Here is a 19,964-nt window from a genome sequence, read left to right as displayed (position 1 = left end):
CAAGTTTATAAGCTAAATTTGTAGCACCGATAATTATTTTCAATATGTGAACTGAGCGTTTCATCTTTTTTATTGCCATAGCGGAAATTGTGACTTGACCGAAATGCCAAATACATTGCAAGATAGGGCACCTAAAAAGTTTCAATCGAAGAGTTAGAATGCTCTTCATTACATTTACTTGCTTAGAACAGCCGAGGATTACATGAAGGCTCTTGTCGCTGTAAAACGTGTGGTTGATGCCAACGTAAAAGTTCGTGTTAAGCCGGACAATAGTGGGGTTGACCTTACCAATGTTAAGATGTCAATCAACCCATTCTGTGAAATCGCAGTGGAAGAAGCGGTTCGCTTAAAAGAAAAAGGAACAGTTTCTGAAATCGTTGTTGTTTCAGTGGGTTCTAAAGACGCTCAAGAACAAATTCGTTCTGCAATGGCTTTAGGTGCTGACCGTGGTATTTTAGTTGAAACTACTGATGAAGTTGGCGCTCTAGAAGTTGCTAAAATCTTGAAAGGCGTTGTTGATGCTGAAAAACCAGAACTTATTCTTCTTGGTAAACAAGCAATTGATGACGACTCTAACCAAGTAGGTCAAATGCTTGGTGCTTTACTTGGTGCAGGTCAAGGTACTTTCGCATCTGAAGTTAAAGTTGACGGTGGTAAAGTTCAAGTAACTCGTGAAGTTGACGGTGGTTTACAAACTGTTGAGCTTGCACTTCCTGCAATCATCACCACTGACTTACGTTTGAATGAGCCACGTTATGCTGCTCTTCCAAACATCATGAAAGCGCGTAAAAAACCGCTTGATACCAAGTCACCTGCTGACTATGGCGTTGCAACAGGCACTAAGCTTAAAACAATTAAAGTTGAAGCTCCTGCTGAACGTAAAGCTGGCGTACAAGTGAAGTCTGTAGACGAGCTTGTTGAAAAATTGAAAAACGAAGCGAAAGTGATCTAATACAGAAGGATAAAATCATGAGTATTTTAGTTATCGCTGATCACAACAACCAGACACTTAACGGTGCAACTTTAAACGTTGTTGCGGCAGCTCAAAAAATCGGTGGTGATATTACTGTATTAGTTGCTGGTTCTGGCGCTCAAGCAGTTGCTGACGCTGCTGCTAAAGTTGCTGGTGTAAGTAAAGTATTACTTGCTGACAATGCAGCTTATGCAAACCAATTGGCTGAAAACGTTGCTGGCTTAGTTGCTGACATCGCGAAAGGCGGATACAAATACGTATTGGCTGCTTCTACAACAACAGGTAAGAACGTTCTTCCTCGCGTTGCTGCGCTTCTTGACGTAAGCATGATCTCAGACATCATCGCTGTTGAATCTGCAAACACGTTCAAGCGTCCAATCTACGCAGGTAATGCAATCGCAACTGTTCAATCTGACGAAGCAATTATCGTGGGTACAGTTCGTGGTACAGCCTTTGATGCAGTTGCTGCTGAAGGCGGTTCTGCTGCAGTTGAAGCGGTTGCTGAAGCGAAAGATGCGGGTATTTCTAAGTTTGTAAGTGAAGAAATCGTGAAACTAGATCGTCCAGAGTTAACTGCTGCACGTATCGTTGTTTCTGGTGGTCGTGGTGTCGGTTCTGGTGAAAACTATCACAAAGTACTTGATCCATTGGCTGACAAGCTTGGTGCTGCTCAAGGTGCTTCACGTGCTGCGGTAGATGCTGGCTTTGTACCAAACGACTTCCAAGTTGGTCAAACTGGTAAAATCGTTGCGCCAGATCTTTATATGGCGATTGGTATCTCTGGTGCGATTCAACACTTGGCAGGTATGAAAGATTCTAAAGTTATTGTTGCAATCAACAAAGACGAAGAAGCGCCAATCAACAGTGTTGCTGACTACTGGTTAGTAGGCGATTTGAACACTGTAGTACCTGAATTGGTATCTAAACTTTAATTCGCTCTGAATAAAAGTTGAAGAACGCTCCGAAAGGGGCGTTTTTTTATGCCTTAAACGCTTGGGTAATTGTAATCACAGTTTATTTTGTTGTTTTAGCCATCAATGGTGGGGTATGGCTATTTTTACTGATCTGGGTTAATAAAGATCGTGTTGAGCATAATGTGCGTCGTATTGAGGTTATCTGGACAAATACATTCTGGATCCCCAGGCGGTACTTAAATAGCACTAGAATCAAAAATAAGAGCTATTTGTCGTGGGAGTCTGGGGAGGAGCTAAAGAGGGCTTGTTTACGCCGATTGGCATATCATTCATTTTCAGATGGTTTTTATTAAACAAGCTTTTGGTTGCGTTTTGCTATTTTATAAGTCAGCGACAGAATTCCATACATAAAAGGTTTAAATAAGGCTTGGATTTGGTGATCTGTAGGCTAAAACTTAATATGCATTATCGCTCTGAAACAACCAGCTAAATCTTATTTGATTCAACAGTTTTATTGAATCATTTGATGAACTTTTGCTTAAAAAGTCTACGAATCCATTTTTATTGGTGGATATGATATTTGATAATTTTAAGTTATTCATTTATATAATTTTTTTATTGTAAAAAAATGCTATTTTTAGATGCTTAAACTCACAGTTGATTTGTGCTTTGTGCTATAATTTTTCGCTGTATTTTTTATTTTTAGTTCAAGCCCTTGAGCTAAAATTTTGCAAGATTGAAGACATAAAAACAGGTACAACTCTCTACCTGTAAACAAGGAGTATGCATGAGCGTATCGGAAATCAGACCGATTGCCATTGAGGACGAACTCAAGCATTCATATCTAGATTACGCGATGAGCGTAATTGTATCTCGTGCATTGCCAGATGTTAGAGACGGTCTAAAACCTGTTCATCGTCGCGTATTATATGCGATGCACGAATTGGGCAATGATTATAACAAAGCGTACAAAAAGTCTGCTCGTGTTGTCGGGGACGTGATCGGTAAATATCACCCTCATGGTGACAGTGCAGTATACGAAACAATTGTTCGTATGGCGCAGGACTTCAGCTTGCGTTACATGTTGGTTGATGGTCAGGGTAACTTCGGTTCGGTCGATGGGGATAGCGCGGCAGCAATGCGTTATACCGAAGTTCGTATGCAAAAACTCACCCATGAAATTTTGGCTGATCTAGAAAAAGATACGGTTGATTGGGAAGATAACTACGACGGTTCTGAGCGTATTCCTCAAGTAATGCCAACGCGTATTCCAAATCTACTGATTAACGGTACGACAGGTATTGCGGTGGGTATGGCGACCAATATGGCGCCACACAACATGACCGAAGTGGTCAATGCATGTTTGGCCTATGCCAATAACCCGAATATCTCTGTAGAAGGTTTGATGGAGCACATTACTGGCCCAGATTTCCCTACAGGCGGTATTATTTACGGTAAATCAGGTATCGTAGATGCTTACCGTACCGGCAAAGGCCGTTTGCATATTCGTGGTAAATATCATTTCGAAGAAGACCAGAAAACAGGTCGTACCACGATCGTCTTTACTGAAATTCCTTATCAGGTCAACAAGGCAAAAACCATTGAGCGTATTGCCGAGTTAGTCAAAGAAAAGAAACTTGAAGGGATTTCTGAACTTCGAGACGAGTCTGATAAAGACGGTATGCGTATTGCCATCGACTTGAAGCGTGGTGAAAACGCTGAAGTTGCGGTGAATAATTTATTCTTGCATACACAATTACAAAACTCGTTCAGCATCAACATGGTCTGTCTCGACAATGGTCAGCCAAAGTTGATGAATCTGAGAGAGATTATTGCGGCATTTATTCGTCACCGCCAAGAAGTCGTGACACGTCGTACCATGTACGAATTGCGTAAAGCACGCGAGCGTGGTCATATCTTGGAAGGTTTGACGGTTGCCTTAGCCAATATTGATGCCATTATTGAAACCATCAAAACTTCGGCTAACCCAGCTGAAGCGCGCGAGCGTTTACAAGCAGGTGAGTGGGCTGGTGGTGGTGTGGTCGCATTGCTTGAAAAAGCAGGTGCTATCTCTGTTCGCCCAGATGAGATTGAAGGTGAAGACCCAACACGTCCATTTGGCTTGTCGGGTGATATCTATCGTTTGTCACCGACTCAAGTTGGCGCGATCTTAGAGTTGCGTTTACACCGCTTAACAGGCTTGGAACAAGACAAGTTACACGCAGAATATACTGAAATCTTAGGTCAAATTGCCGAATTAACTGCAATTCTGAATGATTTTAACCTACTGATGAATGTGATTCGTGAAGAGCTTGCGTTGATCTTGCAACAATATGGTGATGGTCGTCGTACTGAGATTGTCGAGTCTGGTGTTGATTTCTGCCGCGAAGACCTGATTCCTGAAGAGCAAGTTGTATTGACTGTATCTCAAACAGGTTATGCGAAAACTCAGCCACTGTCTGATTATCAAGCGCAACGTCGTGGTGGTCGTGGTAAGTCTGCAACAGCAATGAAAGATGATGACATCATCCAACATTTAATTGTGGCGTCAAACCATGCAACGGTACTGTGCTTTACCAATGTGGGTAAAGTTTACCGCTTACGCGTATTTGAAGTTCCGCAGGCTTCGCGTGGTGCAAAAGGTCGTCCGATTATTAATTTGCTTCCACTGGATGCGAATGAGACTGTGACGGCGATCTTGCCATTGACGGAATTCCCTGAAAATCACTATGTGTTTATGGCAACTGCGTCAGGTACGGTCAAACGTGTTGAACTTGCACAATTTAGTAATGTTCGTTCAAACGGTTTACGTGCAATTGAGCTGAATGAAGAAGATACCTTGATTGGTGTTGCGATTACCGATGGTAATCAGCAGATCATGTTGTTCTCGAATGAAGGTAAAGCAATTCGTTTTGCTGAAACTGATGTTCGTGCCATGGGGCGTACTGCCAAAGGTGTACGTGGTATGCGTGTCAGCTTCGCTAGCAATACCATTGAAGCTGAAGATGCCGATGTTGAAAATGATGATAGTGATGACAATGATGATTCATCAGATTCAAACTTAGTCAGCCGCATTGTTTCACTGGTTGTTGTGCCTGAAACGGGTGAAGTGCTGTGTGCATGTGCCAATGGTTATGGTAAACGTACCCCAGTTGATGACTTCCCAACCAAGAAACGTGGTGGTAAGGGTGTAATCGCGATTAAGACCAGTGAGCGTAATGGTGAGCTTGTCGGCGCAGTATCAATTGATGAAAGCAAAGAACTCATGTTGATTTCGGATGGTGGTACTTTGGTACGTACACGTGCTGCCGAAGTGGCAACCACGGGCCGTAATGCACAAGGTGTTCGTTTGATTCGTTTAAGTGATGCTGAAACTTTAGTTGGTGTGGTATCTATTGAAGCAGTAGAGGATGACGAAGAGTTAGATGCGATTGACGAAGTAGAAAATACTGAAGCTGAAGCAATCACTTCTGAACAAGTGGCGGCTGAGCCGAAAGATGATACATCTGAAGCGTAAACAATAATGTTTTTAAAAAACCCAAAGTGATCTTTGGGTTTTTTTATAACTATTGCTCAATTGACTTTGATTTTTATATATTGGTCAATCTAATGTTTTTAATTTAAATGCATAAAATATATTGATAATAAAATAAAGGAATATAAAGATGAAAGAAAATTATGCGCCTGTTTACCCCCATGATCCGATTGTTGAAATTTTTGAAAATATTTACTTACTAAGAGGCAGTATCAAGCTTGGATTTGGTCTCTCTATGAATCGTAATATGGTTATTATCAAACAAAACAATGAGCTGACTCTAATTAATGCAGTTCGGATGTCTGAAACAGAATTAGAAAAATTGGAAGCTTTAGGGGCGGTTAAACATGTCATTCGCTTAGGTGACTTTCATGGCTTAGATGATCAGTTTTATATTGATCGCTATCAGGTAACATTTTGGAGTCAATCACACCATGTGAACTACTCTGGTTTATTTCCGACAAAGACCATTCAAACAGATGTCGTTCCACCAATTAAAAATGCTGAATTTTTTATTTTTGAACAGGCAACTTGCCCTGAAGCTATTTTATATATGGAGGATAAAAAGCTTTTGATCACTACGGATAGTATTCAATACTGGAGTGATTGGAAATATTTTAGTTTACTGAGCAAAATCATCATTTACCTTATGGGATTTCGACTCGGTTTATTTATTGGCGGGCCTTGGTTGAAAAGAGTTACACCAAAATCTGGTAGCCTAAAAAGTGATTTTGATCGTCTATTGCAACTGGATTTTCAGCATCTTATTGCTGCACATGGCACAGTTCTAGAAAACGCAGCTAAAGAAAAATTAGGAAACGTCGTCAAAAAGCAATTTGGTATCTGATGATAGAAAGGAAGCTATTCAGCTTCCTTTTTTATTGGTTCCATTATAACCAAGCGATAATAAGAAATCGCCAATAATATTGCAGCAACAGTTGCAAGATAAATCAGTTTTGGTACCACAATGGCAGTTGGTACGCCCATCTGATTGAGCTGAACAAACATTTGTACACCATGGGTTGAAGGTAGTGTCCATGCAAAGTATTGCATCCAATGTGGCATGGCTTCATGTGGCCACGCAGTGCCTGTCAGCAAAAATAGGGGGACGGACGTCACCACAATCAAATGACCCACTCGTTCTGGTATATCGACCAGTGAACCGACCAGCATCCCTAATCCAATCACGCAGCTGACATAAATCGGTACGGCAAGCAGCATGCCCCAGAAATTGCCGCCATGTGGATACTCATATAACCAGAAGGTAAAGCCAAATAAATACAGGCAGCCTAAACAACCCGTGGTAAAGATTGCTGCAAAAGTGGCCCAGAACTCGACGGGTTTTGCCCCCCAGCCTTGTTCACGATAACTGGCAATCAGCATGGCAAGGCCAAGCAAAATAGTCTGATGAATAATCAAACTGGCCACAGCAGGGAAGATATAACTGCCATAACCCGACAGGGTATTAAACAAAGGAATTTGATGAATTGAAAGTTCTGGTTCAAAAGCAGAAGCATTGCCAAATTTTTCCAAATGCTCTTTTAAGGTATATTCAATTGAGCCTGCTAAGCCTACACCAACTTCTTTGGTTCGAATGAAATAAGCGGTACTGAGATATAGACCAATTCCCCCCATCTCGCCATGTTTTAAGCTATTGGTGAGATTTTCAGGAAGTAGCAAAATACCTTCAGCTTGCTGGTTTTTCACCATCCGTTGTGCTTCGAGAAAGCTATCTGTCACGGTGATGATCTTAATATGCGGGCTATTCGATGCTTGGCTAATGATTTTTGAAGTTAAAATGCTTTGTTCTTCATCCACAATCACAATCGGGATATCTTCTGCAGATTGTGCTTTATAGGCAGTAGGATAGAAAAAACTATAGAGCAAGATTGCCGCAATGAGGGTGGTAAATACCGAGCTATTGGAAAAGATATTTTTAAAGGTCTGTAGGTAATAGCCGAAAAATGATTTCATGAGCATAGCTCCTGAGTATTTTTCTTTAACAGACGGACACTTAGCACAAAAAATAAGCCTGCAAAGATCAGTAGTATCCCTAATGGAAGCAGTGAAACATACAGATCACTGCCAATTATCCATTGCTCAGTTTGTAATTTGGCATAAGGGGTATAGGGAATAATGATTGACCAGAATTGAGTAAATGCAGGGGCATTATTCAAGGGTAGGGTAATGCCTGAGAAGCTCGGTGAAGATCCGCCATAAAGCGCGATAAAACCAAAGGTTTTGGGTAAATTCTGAGTAGCTAACACCACTGTACTGCTAATCACGGCATAGGCAAAATACAGCAAAAACTGTGCAACCAGAATGAGCGTCAGTGAACCCGCGATAAAGTAACCACGTATATGTGCGAGCCAGAACATCCAGCACCAAGTCCAAGCACAGAAAATAAAGACATAGAGCAGGATTTTACCCAGTAGGCTGGAGATAATTTGTTTTGAGTTCACCCATTCACCAACGGTCTTGCGCTTAAATTCCTGACCAATGGCAAAAGCCACACAGCAACATAGGAGTAAATGTAAGACTGCTGGTACCATAAACGGTTCCAGAAATAGTTCATAACTCATGCTTGGGTTATACAAGGTTGAGATTTTAATATGCGGCGTGGGCACGTCTAAATAAGGAATAGTATTGGCTAAATAACTTTGCCCCATATAATCCGCCAGACCATTTAAGGTACTGATCAGCATGGCAGAGGAAATGGTATTCCCGATACTAAAAAAAGACTGGTTATAGGCAATGCTAATCTGCGCATCTTGGGCTTTGACCAGACGTTGCTCAGCCCCTTCAGGGATCATCACGAATCCCCACGCTTCGGTTTTATTGATGAGTCGTTCGGCTTCATCTTGGCTAGCCGTAATGGTTTTAACCTTTAAGGTGTGATTAATGCTGAGCGCATGAATCACCTTACGACTCATTTCACTTTGATCTTGATCAATCACCACAATGGGTAAATGTTCAGCTTTACCCGCTGAAAACATGCTGCCAAACAACAGAATCACCAGTAACGGGGCAATAACCGCCATAAACAAATCAACTTTATGGCGTTTTAAATAGCGCAATTCCCGCAGCATCACTGCAAACATCGCTTATTTTGCCTCTTCAATTTTAAACAAGACACTCATACCAACTTTTAAGTCTGGAATGCTTTGCTCTGGAACCAAGTGGAACTTAAAACTGCGAATATCATAGCCGCCTGTCTGACGTGTAGTTTTGATGGTTGCAAAGTCACCTTCAGCATCAATATTTTTGACTTTAAAGGTCGCTTTCTGGTTCAGCGCAGGAATAAAGCCTTCTAAAGTTTTAGTTTTATAAACGGAACTATACATGTCTTCGCGAACATTCAAGCTGATCCACAAATCATGATCTTCGATAATGCTGACTACAGGAACACCCGTTGCGACAAGTTCGGTGGGCTTACCGTAAGTTTTAGATACGGTTCCGTCTGTTGGTGAATACAGTTTGGTTTCTTCAGTCAGGGCATTGGCTTCTTTTACTGCGGCTTGAGCCATCGCAACTTGTGCATCGGCAGTTGATTTTTGTTGTTCAGTACTTCCACGTTTGGCACGGGCATATTGTTGATAAGATGCTTCGGCAGTTTCACGGGCAGAGGTTTGTGCTGCCAGCATTTCATCACGGCGTTGACGCGAGATTACACCTTGTTGAAATAAAGTTTCACCACGCTTATAAGTTGTCGCTGCTAATTCTGCTTGGGTTTTCATCGCTTGCCAATTGGCATATAGCGTTTCGATATTCTCTTGTTGAGCACCACGATATACCGTTGAATGAAAAGCGGTCGCACTTTGTAATGCCGCTTGTGCTTGTTCTTTTTTCGCTTCTAATTCAGGACTGACAAAACGAACCAATGCTTGGCCTTTTTTAACAGTTTGACCTTCAGACACATAGAACTCTTCTATACGGCTTGGAACTTTGGTGCTGATATGCACTGTTTCTGATTCAACTCGACCTTGTAACTCAATCGCTTGGGGTTGATAGGCTTTCCATAAACCAAATGCAATCAGACCCAAAAGCAGGATTAAAATAATGAAGCCGATAATTTTTGCCTTGCCTTTTTTCGGTGGCTCAGCAGGTGGTTGTTGCTGATTTGAGGTGGTATCAGGTTTGAGTGGATCCACTTTTTCTACAGGTGCAATTTGCTCAGTCCGGGTGTTGGTGTCTTGAGTTTCAGCGGCGTTACCCACTTGATCTGTATCGCGTTCTGAATTGGATGATGATTGATCTTGGCTCATAAATTTCTCCAATTAGCGGATATAGTCAGTACGTGGTTGATTAACATAAAGCTTGAACTCATCAATCGAACCATAGCTTTGTAATAAAGTCGCTAAAGATAAGATGTATTTATATGAATTTATCGCCATCTCACTTCTTAATGCGCTGAAAGCATTTTGTGCATCAATCACTTGAGTCGCCGTACCCATACCTTCTTTAAATGAAAGCTGTTGGATACGTAAATTCTCTTGTGCGGCTTTGGTGTTTTGGGTTAACAGTTGATGGCTGGTTTGAGATGCATTTAATTCGCTATAAGATTTGTACAGCACATTTTCGACTTCTTGCTTGGTGCGCTCTGTCATTAATTCAGCAGCATATTTTTTCAGTTCGGCAGCACGGATATTTTTATTGTTATCAATGCCAGAGAATAAATTGTATTTGGCCATCACACCGACAATCCAGTTCTCTTTATTGTCCAGCCCATATTCACCAAAGGCAAACAAACTTGGTTTTTTCGCAGATTGTTGTACTTTGATATTTTCGTTGGCAAGTTGGGTATCCATTTGCAGCTTTTTAATCAAACTTGAATTTTGATCATAATTTGCAAGCAGTTTGTCCAGTGAATGATTTTGGCTTGTATTTACAAACAGGGGAGTAGTGAGGTTTAGGGCTTCTTTACTCTGTAATAGGTTTTTGAGACTAAACTGGCTCGCTTGTAGATTTGACTGGGCATTTTGATAGGTACGTTCTGCATTATTCCGCGCCACTTCAAATTGCATGCGCTGGCCTTTATTAATAAAGCCTTGTTTCTCTAATTTGAGCGCGTTGTTATAGTGTTCTTGCATTGCATTTAAATTAAACAGGCTGGCATTGAGTAACTGTTGTTGCAATTGCACATTAAAATACGATTGGATCATTTCAAAACGTTGTGAATCTTGTTGTTGCTTTTCACTGATGTTTGAGCGTTGTGCTTGAATCGATGCAATTTGCTTCGCACTGCTAATTTTACCGCCAGTATAGAGCGGCATGACCATTGAGATGGAGGTGCGGACATCATGATCTTTGACTGTAACATCTAAATTATTGGGAACCTGGTTTAACCCTTCATTAACCGTCTGATCAAAACCTTGACTGACTTGATCAATTACTTCTGGCGGAAGCACGTTGCCCCATTGTGATAATTTATCATCAAACCCACGAGTGAGTGAGTTTTCCAGTCGACGTTTACTCGATTCTAGGGGTACGCTGGTTTCACTATGAAATGAATAGGCACGGGCATTTAAATCAATGCGGGGTAAGCCGAGATGTTTTACAGCTTCCATTTCAAGTTGTGAGGCCTGTTGCAAGGCTTGTTGGGCTTGTGTCGAATAGGCATTTTCCACAACATATTGTTCAGCTTCGCTATAACTCAATGTTTGTGCAAATACAGCCGTAGAAAATAGGGCGCAGCTGATTAAGCCTATACTCAAGCTTAACATTTTAGGAAAGTGCTGGACCTTAAAACTCGGTCGATCATGTCGTTTCAACATTTGGTTATGTCGCAATTTAATAATATCCTGACTAAGTCTAAATTCTTTTTGTAAAATTAAAATAATATGTTTTTAATTAAATAGTTATATCTCCACTTTTGGTGTAGTGAAATTGTAAAAAGTAGAGTTTTTAATCTAAATAAATCTTTGAAAAAAAGACGAAAATGAGCTGTTTTAATCGACTATTGAACCTTGGCCTAAAATATCATTTATACATCCAATAGGATTGAAAAATTAATATCATTTTCTTGGTTAAATTGAAATATTTACGCGATAAGCTGCTGCAAGCTTCGCCAATCTATGGTTAAATTCCCATTCCAATTTGTTCCACTTTAACAAGGGAAAAACTCATGCGTGCTTATAATTTCTGCGCTGGTCCTGCTGCATTACCTACTGCCGTTTTAGAAAAAGCTCAACAAGAATTGTTGAATTGGCAGGGCAAAGGTCTATCGATCATGGAAATGAGTCATCGTAGCAATGACTATGTTGCTGTGGCAGAGAAGGCTGAAGCTGATTTACGTAAGCTCATGAATATTCCTGAAAACTATAAAGTCTTGTTTTTACAAGGTGGCGCATCCCTACAATTTTCAGCAATTCCATTAAATCTGCTTGGCAAGAATAATAAGGCAGATTATATCCATACGGGTATTTGGTCTGAGAAAGCACTCAAAGAAGCCAAGCGTTACGGCGATATCAATATCGTTGAAGCAGGTACGCTCATTGATGGTAAACATGCGATTACTGAGCAAAGTGCATGGAACCTTTCAAACGATGCTGCTTATGTGCATTATGCGGATAACGAGACCATTGGTGGTTTGCAATTTGCTGCGATTCCAGAGGTGAATGCGCCGTTGGTTTGTGATTATTCATCTAGTATTTTGTCTGCGCCATTGGACGTCAGCAAATTTGGATTGATTTATGCGGGTGCGCAAAAGAATATTGGCCCAGCGGGTTTAACGATTGTCATTATTCGTGATGATTTATTAGATCAAGCGAAACCTGAAATTCCAAGTATCTTAAAATATGCGGATCAAGCTAAAAATGGTTCAATGGTGAATACACCTGCAACCTACGCATGGTATTTATCTGGTCTTGTGTTTGAATGGTTGCTTGAGCAGGGTGGGGTAGATGCGATCTATAAAGTGAACCAAGAGAAAGCCAAACTACTGTATGGTTATATTGATTCTAGCGATTTCTATAATAACCCAATTGCCATTCCAAACCGTTCAATGATGAATGTACCTTTTACATTAGCGGATGAGGCACTTGAAAAGACCTTCTTACAAGAAGCTGAACAACATCACTTATTGAACTTGGCAGGCCACCGTTCAGTGGGCGGAATGCGTGCGAGTATTTATAATGCTGTACCGTTGCAAGGTGTGCAAGCATTGGTGAACTTTATGGATGAATTTGCGAAACGTCATGGTTAAGCCATAAGGTGTCGAGAAAATAAAAGCCCTCAACATTGAGGGCTTTTATTTGCGAATAGGGTAGTGGTCAAAAAGTTTAAAAAAAGCCAATTCGATGAAACATGAGTGCTGCTAAAAACATACCAAGTAAAAAAAAGCAAAAAGCACCAACATCAAGTTTAAGACCTTGATCACTCGAATGAATCAGACTGGTGGTCGTTTGTTCTGGTATAATTTTCATTAGAACGCCTAAAAATGCCATTTATGTGATTTTTTGTCACTTAACTGCAGTTTTAGCATAAATATCAGTATGAATAAAGATCAATTTAACTTTATTACATACCATTTCACAAAAAACATATAAACTTCAATTCTCAGCTTGTTTCACCATTACCAACCATTTCATAATACAACACTCTATTTCATGCCATTTGTGTACATATTCGTGTACATAATGGCTTATTCTGATTTTTAAATCAGTTTTGTGTACATATTATTTTTAGAGTTTGAAATGGCATTATCTGAAGCTTGGCTAAAAGCAAATAATGGTAAAGAGCGAGAAGCGGTTGAAGTTGTTGCCGACCGTGACTCTATGAGTGTAAGAATATCACCAAAGGGTAAGATTGTCTTCCAGTTGCGCTACAGATTCAATAATAAGCAAGAAAGGGTTGATCTTGGCACCTACCCCCACTTAAGCCTTAAAGATGCACGTTTGGAAGCTACACGGCTTCGTGGCCTGTTAGATCAAAATAAAAATCCAAAACTTGAACTACTGGTCGAGAAAGAAAAGAATATAAACCCTGTCACATTCAAAGAAGTTTTTTTAATGTGGTATGAATCATATTGCTCTAAAAATAAAAAAGAACATGAAAGCATTAAGCGCATGTTTGAGAATCATCTATTTAATAAGCTAGGTAATCACCCTATAGACCGAATTGATATAAGCGATTGGCTGGGGATTTTTGAGGAATTAGCAGGGCGTATACCCGGCACAGCAAAAAACCTTTTATCAAATACTAAACAAATGCTGAAATGGGCTGCTAAGCGTAAATATATTCAAACCAATATTCTTGCTGATGTTTACCCGAAAACTGATCTTAATATTACATCGATACCAACAAAGCGCGTTTTAACTGACGATGAAATTATAGTTTTCTATGAATGCTTAAAATGGTCGAGATTAACAACTAAAAATAAAATCTTTTTAGAACTATGTTTGATCTTTGCTTGTCGTAATGGCGAACTAAGAAGGGCAGAAAAGAAACACTTCGATTTGAAGCGTAAAATTTGGAAGGTCCCACCGTCAAACCATAAAACAGGATACAAGAACGACAAGACGCTGATACGTCCTATTTTGCCTTATATGGAGGATTTGATAAGAGAGGCTATGGAGTTAAGCGAGGGTAAGTATTTATTCAGCAATGGCAAAAATATTGATGAGTATCTAACTGATCCAGCATCTACAGCATTGCCGAATAGTGTCATTGGCTGGGTGAAGCGATTCAAAAAAGAAACCATGGAACATTGGTCGCTTCACGACCTACGCAGAACAGCACGAACAAACTTTAGTGCATTTTCAAAAAACAGGGATATTCACGAGATTATGATTGGGCATGTTTTGCCAAACAACCAAGAAGTATATGACTTATATGGGTATGTACTTGAACAGGCAGAGGTCTATGAAAAATGGATTGAGAAATTACAAAGACTGAAGGGGTAAAAAAGCGGCTCATGCAGCCGCTTTCTTTCCAATACATTGTCTTTCCCATTTGTGCACATCCGATAACAGATATCGTTTAGGTGCACCACCAACAGAAGGGAAAGTAGGAGCAGGGAAAGGAATGCCCCATTGTGTTTTAACCTCCCAGCGCCAGAGCGTAACCTTGGTAATGCAGAACATCTCACATACTTGGTCAGAAGTAATATATTTAGCCATTCACCCCTCCGCATCCGCTTTTGCTTCTACAACTGCACGACATTCTTCTAGTGAGCCAACTACAAAAGACCGTTCGCCATCTTGTTCAACCCAAGTTCCGTAGACCCGATTTGAAGGCAAATGAATTGTATGATGTTCTTCAATTTCCATTATTTCCTTATCACCTAGGCTCTCACCAATGGCAGGGATGGATTCAATTGTTGTTGCAAAGTTTTCAGGTTCTTCTGCATCTTGCCACCAAGTTTCAATTTGATTCTTTGGCACCACCACGCAGCCTTCAAGCTTTTTCTGCATGTGATTGATAGCGCGTTTCCACATTGACCAGCCTGTATTAATACGATGATATAAATCGTCAGCATCACCTTTAAAATCTGGATCTATATCATCACGAACAACAAAGTTACCTGCCTCCATATCGAACTTAAGCAGTTCAAAATGCTCAGGCAGCCAATATGCCTCTTTGAATAATGGCAATTGTTCAGTCCAAAACACCTGCTTTTCTGCCAATGTTGGCTTTTCTTTACTCATCACCACACTCCCAACACCGCAATTAATAAAAGCCCAACTGCTAAATCGAGCAAGATTGATAAACCTAAAGTGAGTTCTTTCATGGGGTTACCTTCGCTTTAATACGCTCTTGATATAGTTTTGAGTAATACTCTTGAGCGTGTGGAATTTTGTCTTTGATCTTTTGAATCATTGATTCGTCGCGCTCATATCGAACAGTTGTAAGACGCTCTCGTAAATCAATCTGCTCAACAAGATCAATCAATTGTTCTTTGTCATCCCAATCGCTTGTGAGTTCTACAGGGCAAGGGAATAGCCAGAAATCAACCTCGGCAGCTTGGCAACCGTACAACCACATATAGCCCTGCATCTGCCAGTCATATCCAGACTTTTTAGCCTTTTCTTGTGCTTCATCTTGGAAGAAAGGGTGGGTGCCAATATCCCAAGTGCATTTCGTGTCGATGATCAAATCATTATTTGAATCAAGGATGTCGCACTCACCAGTGATTAAATTGTTTTCCCAGCGACCTTGATGCTTTGCATACTGTTTAAAGCGAACCTTTCCAGACAGATCAATTGCAATATCTTCTAGAGCATTCCCTTTAGCTGTGTACTGGTTACCCTTAAAATACTTGAACGTGGTTAAGTCTTCTTTAACGATTGTTCTGATTTCGGACTTTGCTGTATCCGATAGAGATTGGACCTTAAGTTGTTCAATCATTTCGTTTTCACTGTCTGAACGCTTGCGCTTTTTAATAAGAGCATCAATTTCTTCTGTTCTAAGCTCCTGAGCAATGCTTTGAGCATCGCCCATTAACTTAGATAGGCTTGAGCATCTGAATAATTTCATACTGCATTTACCTCCGCTTTTTGAGCATCAGTAAGCGCATAACCTTCCAGAACGTAGTCCTTTGAGATTGCATCTGCTTTTAGCTGCTCAATTAGAGAAGGAAAGTCCTGCTCTGAAACAGTAGGCTTTTGCACTTCAACTTCACCAACTTCTTTAGAAACTGCATTTTTAAACCAGTCTTTAGGTGTGCTCATGCCATCACGTAGACTTGTGAAAATCTTGCGTAAGGACACAATGTTGGCAGCGGTGATAGCTTCTAGACGACGTTGGATATAATCCTCAATATCCTTTTTGCTTACACTGAACTGTTCAAAAGCTTGTACCAACTTCTGTACTGCTTCTGGTGAAGTATCAGCACTCGCATGAATTGTTCTTTCACATTGAGCAACTGCATCATCAATAACATCACCTGGAATGACACCCAAGATACATGCCCGAAGTCGGCGTGCACCGTTGTTCGCTACCAACTCGTAAATATCACGTGGATCAGAAAGCTTTTTAGATCCACTGCGGGTGTAACGCATATGTGGCACTTGGAACACTTTGGTTTGACGTGTATTTGTTTCTACATCCCAAGCAAATGCCTCAACAGTAGATTCACCATTTTCCGAAGATAGTTCCCGAATACCGTACTGAATATTCCCCCAGTTTTGAGCAAGCATTTCAGCCAGACGAATAGAAGGTCCTGTAACTGAGCTGCCACCACGGGCATAAGAATAAACAGCAGATTGGGCCAAGCCAGAACGCTGACATGCATTCATGATTTTGTCGTAAGCTTCAATCGGATTGCGTGGGAACTGTTTTGCAATAACTAAAGCAGCCTGAACTTCTGCAATCGCACGCTGACTATCTGCTTGAACAGTCGACATTGCATGAGTAGTAGGGGCTGATACCGCAAATGGATTCTGTCCTACGTGTTGTACTGGCGCATTCATAACCTTCTCCTAATTTTTAAACATTTCAATGGTTTCAACACGACCATCTAAATAATGAATTTTTGCTGCACCTTTTCTTGAACTGATGTAAGTCTGTCCATCTATAAATGCATCGCCATACCCATCATGAGGAAAGGCCTTCCCATCATCGTCACTGAACCAAGTACTCCAACGGACACCACAACAAGGGCAAAAATCAGAATAATCCTCAGTGATTTCTTCAATTCTCTTTTCTGCTTCTTTAATTGAATTGGCTTCCACACAGAGGTATTCATCTACCATTTCGTTTTGGATGAAATACCCACCAGAGTTATTTTGTCTAACTGTATAAAACATGGGCTTCTCCTAATAATTCTGTTCAATGTCAGTTTTGATTTTTGTGAAATCTCTGATTAAGCTTTTTGCATAGTTGATGCGATCAATTGTTTTGAATGCATCAGATAGACCTAAACCAAATATCTCTGAACCTCGGCCTAAATAGATCACCTGAAAAGATCCTTGATCAATCGTCGCAATCACATCCTCAGCTACTGCTGTCAAAGCTATAATGCTGTGAGCTAAAACAATCACTTCCGCATTTAACTTTGCCAATTCAATGCTTTCTAAGTTGACTTGAGCGTTCATCCCTTAATCCCCCTCAGCGCTGTAACAACTTGCTTGATTTCTTCTTCGGTGCGCCAACATCCAAAGCTTGAAATGAATAGGGATTGATTGTCATCAATTCCTCTAGTCCAGTCATAGCCACACTCAATTCGAGGGCTTAAGAACCAATACTGCTCACCCACTTTCGGCTCAAAAGGCGCAGGAATCTCTAGCTCAAGCTTTATGGTGCGGGGTTTGAGGCGGAATTTAAAAGAAGGGTGACTAAACGCGCGAATTTTCCATTCATCAGTCACATCCTGAAATACGTCACCAATCATCCATTGAACTAGTTGACCATCCGCCAAAGCTCTTAACGCATCAGCCCCACTAATCAGGCCTTGTTCAACTGGCTCAAGAGTCACAGGGATTGCTTTTAACCCTTCAGTATTAATGCCTACAGCTCGACTCTTATCCCATCCTTTCAATTGGCGACTGAACACATAGAAAACATCATCTGCCGTTTTATACAGATTCAATTCACCTTGGCTATCAGATATAAATAAGCTGTAATTTCCATCTTTAGGATCATTCCGATGCAAAACAACAAGGTCTCGAAGCTGAGGGAGAGTAACTGGCGCATAGGCATCCGCATCCATAAAAACACCGCCCATTAAAATCTTAGTGTTCCCATTGGCAAATATGAAACCTGAAGTTGTTTCCCAAAAAACACCCTTATCCTCTTTGTACCACTGGAAACCAAGCTCAAAAAACAACTCCTGAGCCTCTTTACTCTCAGCCTCATCATTCACTTTGATTTTGTAGTTATTCATCTCACACACTCCAAATCGCAGGGCAGATGTGCGCATAAAGCACATATAAGAAGGCGAAAAATGCCATGTAGAACACAACCATTAAGGCTTTGATTGATTTTTGGTGGTCGATCATGGGGTGTCTCCTTTTGGTGGTGCAGGGAGTGGCATCCAGTGGGTGACAGTTTCATCCATCAACCAAGATCCATAGTCGCTATTGAATAGAGATACTTCTGCATACCAATCTTCATCACGATCGTCATAATCCTCCATGGTTTGCTCAAGTTCTTCCTTGCTTACATAACTTGCGACTGTGATTTTTAAACCATCAACTTTGTATGGAGCTTTTGAGCACAACACTAGAACAGGGGTGCTATAAGCTGGCATCTGATCTTCAACACTAATCCAGTTCATTCTTCTTCTCCGAAGCCTTAAGGCTTTCTCAATTCTTGTTCGATGGAATTAACAATCTCTTGCACATCAAGACGATCAACATAGGCGTTTAGCACTTCGCCATCTTCGTTGTAGACGTGGATGTCTTTGATTTCTTTTACTTCTGCTGCATCGAATGAACCACCTTGAACGCCATAGCTGTCACGGTATTCATCAGATACAAAGTCAACTTCTAAAGTGAATTCCTTGTTAGAAGTTTCGAAAATGGCCTGATCTTTCTTCTCGAATTCAATGAAGGTGAAAGGAGCCATTACATAGACTGGTTCTACTACTGGCTTAATATCTTGTTGTTCTTTCGCGGGGCTAAATGCATAAGCAGCAATTGCAGCGCTTACTACGCTCGCACCTACTGCCAGTTTGACTACGTTCGTTTTTATGTTCATACTTAAATCCTCTTTGAGAGAAAGCTCCGCATCCTGCAAGATTGTTCGGAGCTTTTTAATGTCTGTATGAGATAAATATAAGACAGATTATAATTATGGTCAATAAGGAAACTTATAATAATATAAATAAATTTATAAAATATATTTTAGGCAATAAAAAAGCACCCGAAGGTGCTTCTTATTTTGTGGCTAGCTTTTAAAGCAAACCACCTTTCCAAACTACACGGCCTTCAATACGAAGGTTATTCATTGTTTCTGTACTGATTTCAATGTCTGGATGATCATTCTTATCAGGATTATCAGATCTAATTACCCAATGAGTAATCATATTAACTAACCGTTTTATAAAGTATTCATTATCAATGCACATAAAGTAAATTTTAGAGCTTCTTGGCGATGTATCAGAGGTATCTATTAGTAATACTTGACCATCTTCAATGGTAGGGTACATGCTATCCCCAATTGCATGAATAACTACCAATTTTTCTTTATTTAGTCTTTGTGAAACAATCCAATCTTCACTGAAAACCAAACCACCTCTAACATCCACGTGATCAATGATAGAGCCAGATCCACAAGAACCAGCTACATCAAATTTCGGGATCAAAACATACTCCTCTTTAGAGGGTGTTTCTCCAGCTTTGTCTCCGCCAATAATGACAAAGTCTTCAAGCGACCCTTTTTGTTTATCTATGTATTCTTGACCGCTCAGCAAGAATTCACTTGATACATCGAGAGCTTTAGCGATTTGAGGCAGGTACTTTGACTGATCACTGCTGTTGTTTTCAACATGTGAAATAGTAGCTTGTGTTACTTGAGCTTCTTTAGCCAATCTTTCCTGCGACCACCGCTTTAACTTCCTGCAATGACGGACGCGATCTCCAACTGTTAAGCCAACCATGAA

21 protein-coding genes are annotated in these 19,964 nt (G+C 40.6%); 6 read left to right on the top strand and 15 right to left on the bottom strand.

From position 1 onward, the window contains the following. The first annotated feature begins 202 nt into the window (after positions 1-202). The 4 genes from NG55_RS04550 (at position 203) to NG55_RS04535 (ending at position 6,269) form a co-directional block, all read left to right on the top strand. A complete protein-coding gene (locus NG55_RS04550; protein WP_065342469.1) occupies positions 203-952 on the top strand; it encodes an electron transfer flavoprotein subunit beta/FixA family protein in 750 nt (249 codons plus the stop codon). Between the two features lie 17 nt (positions 953-969). Further along, positions 970-1,905: an FAD-binding protein gene (locus NG55_RS04545; protein ID WP_016540847.1), complete on the top strand. Its 936-nt coding sequence runs from the start codon at positions 970-972 to the stop codon at positions 1,903-1,905. Between the two features lie 769 nt (positions 1,906-2,674). After that, positions 2,675-5,404, top strand: coding sequence for a DNA gyrase subunit A (gyrA, locus tag NG55_RS04540; protein ID WP_065342468.1), 2,730 nt, complete (start codon positions 2,675-2,677; stop codon positions 5,402-5,404). Between the two features lie 148 nt (positions 5,405-5,552). Next, positions 5,553-6,269, top strand: coding sequence for a hypothetical protein (locus NG55_RS04535; RefSeq protein WP_065342467.1), 717 nt, complete (start codon positions 5,553-5,555; stop codon positions 6,267-6,269). Positions 6,270-6,283: 14 nt separating this feature from the next. On the opposite strand, the gene NG55_RS04530 is transcribed toward NG55_RS04535, so the two are convergent. Genes NG55_RS04530 through NG55_RS04515 form a run of 4 tightly spaced genes read right to left on the bottom strand, consistent with a single transcriptional unit; the run spans position 6,284 to position 11,196 of the window. Next, positions 6,284-7,396: an ABC transporter permease gene (locus NG55_RS04530; protein ID WP_065342466.1), complete on the bottom strand. Its 1,113-nt coding sequence runs from the start codon at positions 7,394-7,396 to the stop codon at positions 6,284-6,286. Further along, positions 7,393-8,523 carry an ABC transporter permease gene (locus tag NG55_RS04525; protein ID WP_065342465.1) on the bottom strand — a complete coding sequence of 377 codons (1,131 nt, stop codon included), beginning with the start codon at positions 8,521-8,523 and terminating at the stop codon, positions 7,393-7,395. Before NG55_RS04525 ends, NG55_RS04530 begins: the two co-directional genes overlap by 4 nt. 3 nt (positions 8,524-8,526) lie before the next feature. Next, positions 8,527-9,687, bottom strand: a complete 1,161-nt coding sequence (locus NG55_RS04520) for an HlyD family secretion protein (RefSeq protein ID WP_065342464.1) — start codon at positions 9,685-9,687, stop codon at positions 8,527-8,529. Positions 9,688-9,699: 12 nt separating this feature from the next. Next, positions 9,700-11,196 carry a TolC family protein gene (locus NG55_RS04515; RefSeq protein WP_032865620.1) on the bottom strand — a complete coding sequence of 499 codons (1,497 nt, stop codon included), beginning with the start codon at positions 11,194-11,196 and terminating at the stop codon, positions 9,700-9,702. A 350-nt stretch (positions 11,197-11,546) separates the two neighbouring features. Between NG55_RS04515 and serC the strand changes: the two genes are divergently transcribed. Next, a complete protein-coding gene (serC, locus tag NG55_RS04510) occupies positions 11,547-12,626 on the top strand; it encodes a 3-phosphoserine/phosphohydroxythreonine transaminase (protein ID WP_065342463.1) in 1,080 nt (359 codons plus the stop codon). A 76-nt stretch (positions 12,627-12,702) separates the two neighbouring features. On the opposite strand, the gene NG55_RS20970 is transcribed toward serC, so the two are convergent. Next, positions 12,703-12,846 carry a hypothetical protein gene (locus NG55_RS20970; RefSeq protein WP_004654651.1) on the bottom strand — a complete coding sequence of 48 codons (144 nt, stop codon included), beginning with the start codon at positions 12,844-12,846 and terminating at the stop codon, positions 12,703-12,705. A gap of 270 nt (positions 12,847-13,116) precedes the next feature. Here NG55_RS20970 and NG55_RS04505 point away from each other — a divergent pair, with 270 nt between their 5' ends. Then, positions 13,117-14,325 (top strand): tyrosine-type recombinase/integrase, encoded by a 1,209-nt coding sequence (locus tag NG55_RS04505; RefSeq protein WP_065342462.1) that lies wholly within the window; start codon positions 13,117-13,119, stop codon positions 14,323-14,325. A gap of 9 nt (positions 14,326-14,334) precedes the next feature. On the opposite strand, the gene NG55_RS04500 is transcribed toward NG55_RS04505, so the two are convergent. From NG55_RS04500 to NG55_RS04455, 10 genes are all read right to left on the bottom strand, one after another. Next, positions 14,335-14,541, bottom strand: coding sequence for a helix-turn-helix transcriptional regulator (locus NG55_RS04500; protein WP_065342461.1), 207 nt, complete (start codon positions 14,539-14,541; stop codon positions 14,335-14,337). Continuing rightward, positions 14,542-15,069 (bottom strand): hypothetical protein, encoded by a 528-nt coding sequence (locus NG55_RS04495; RefSeq protein ID WP_065342460.1) that lies wholly within the window; start codon positions 15,067-15,069, stop codon positions 14,542-14,544. Between the two features lie 79 nt (positions 15,070-15,148). Beyond that, complete coding sequence (locus tag NG55_RS04490; RefSeq protein WP_141669877.1) at positions 15,149-15,898, bottom strand: hypothetical protein; 750 nt, start codon at positions 15,896-15,898, stop codon at positions 15,149-15,151. Then, positions 15,895-16,833, bottom strand: a complete 939-nt coding sequence (locus NG55_RS04485; RefSeq protein ID WP_065342459.1) for a hypothetical protein — start codon at positions 16,831-16,833, stop codon at positions 15,895-15,897. Before NG55_RS04485 ends, NG55_RS04490 begins: the two co-directional genes overlap by 4 nt. 9 nt (positions 16,834-16,842) lie before the next feature. Then, the gene (locus tag NG55_RS04480; protein WP_065342458.1) at positions 16,843-17,169 is read right to left on the bottom strand and encodes a DUF7296 family protein; all 327 of its coding nucleotides are present in this window, start codon (positions 17,167-17,169) and stop codon (positions 16,843-16,845) included. Between the two features lie 9 nt (positions 17,170-17,178). Further along, positions 17,179-17,457: a hypothetical protein gene (locus tag NG55_RS04475; RefSeq protein ID WP_065342457.1), complete on the bottom strand. Its 279-nt coding sequence runs from the start codon at positions 17,455-17,457 to the stop codon at positions 17,179-17,181. Then, positions 17,454-18,245 carry a hypothetical protein gene (locus tag NG55_RS04470; RefSeq protein WP_065342456.1) on the bottom strand — a complete coding sequence of 264 codons (792 nt, stop codon included), beginning with the start codon at positions 18,243-18,245 and terminating at the stop codon, positions 17,454-17,456. The genes NG55_RS04475 and NG55_RS04470 overlap by 4 nt, the downstream gene beginning before the upstream one ends. A gap of 111 nt (positions 18,246-18,356) precedes the next feature. Beyond that, positions 18,357-18,638, bottom strand: a complete 282-nt coding sequence (locus NG55_RS04465) for a DUF551 domain-containing protein (RefSeq protein ID WP_065342455.1) — start codon at positions 18,636-18,638, stop codon at positions 18,357-18,359. Between the two features lie 17 nt (positions 18,639-18,655). Beyond that, positions 18,656-19,060 (bottom strand): hypothetical protein, encoded by a 405-nt coding sequence (locus NG55_RS04460; protein WP_065342454.1) that lies wholly within the window; start codon positions 19,058-19,060, stop codon positions 18,656-18,658. A gap of 196 nt (positions 19,061-19,256) precedes the next feature. Next, entirely contained in the window at positions 19,257-19,961 is a 705-nt protein-coding gene (locus NG55_RS04455; protein WP_065342453.1) for an XRE family transcriptional regulator, read from the bottom strand. Between the last annotated feature and the right edge of the window lie 3 nt (positions 19,962-19,964).

Origin of the sequence: Acinetobacter gyllenbergii, assembly GCF_001682515.1 — a bacterium.
Lineage (GTDB): Bacteria > Pseudomonadota > Gammaproteobacteria > Pseudomonadales > Moraxellaceae > Acinetobacter > Acinetobacter gyllenbergii.
This window is presented reverse-complemented; position numbering and strand designations above follow the sequence as displayed.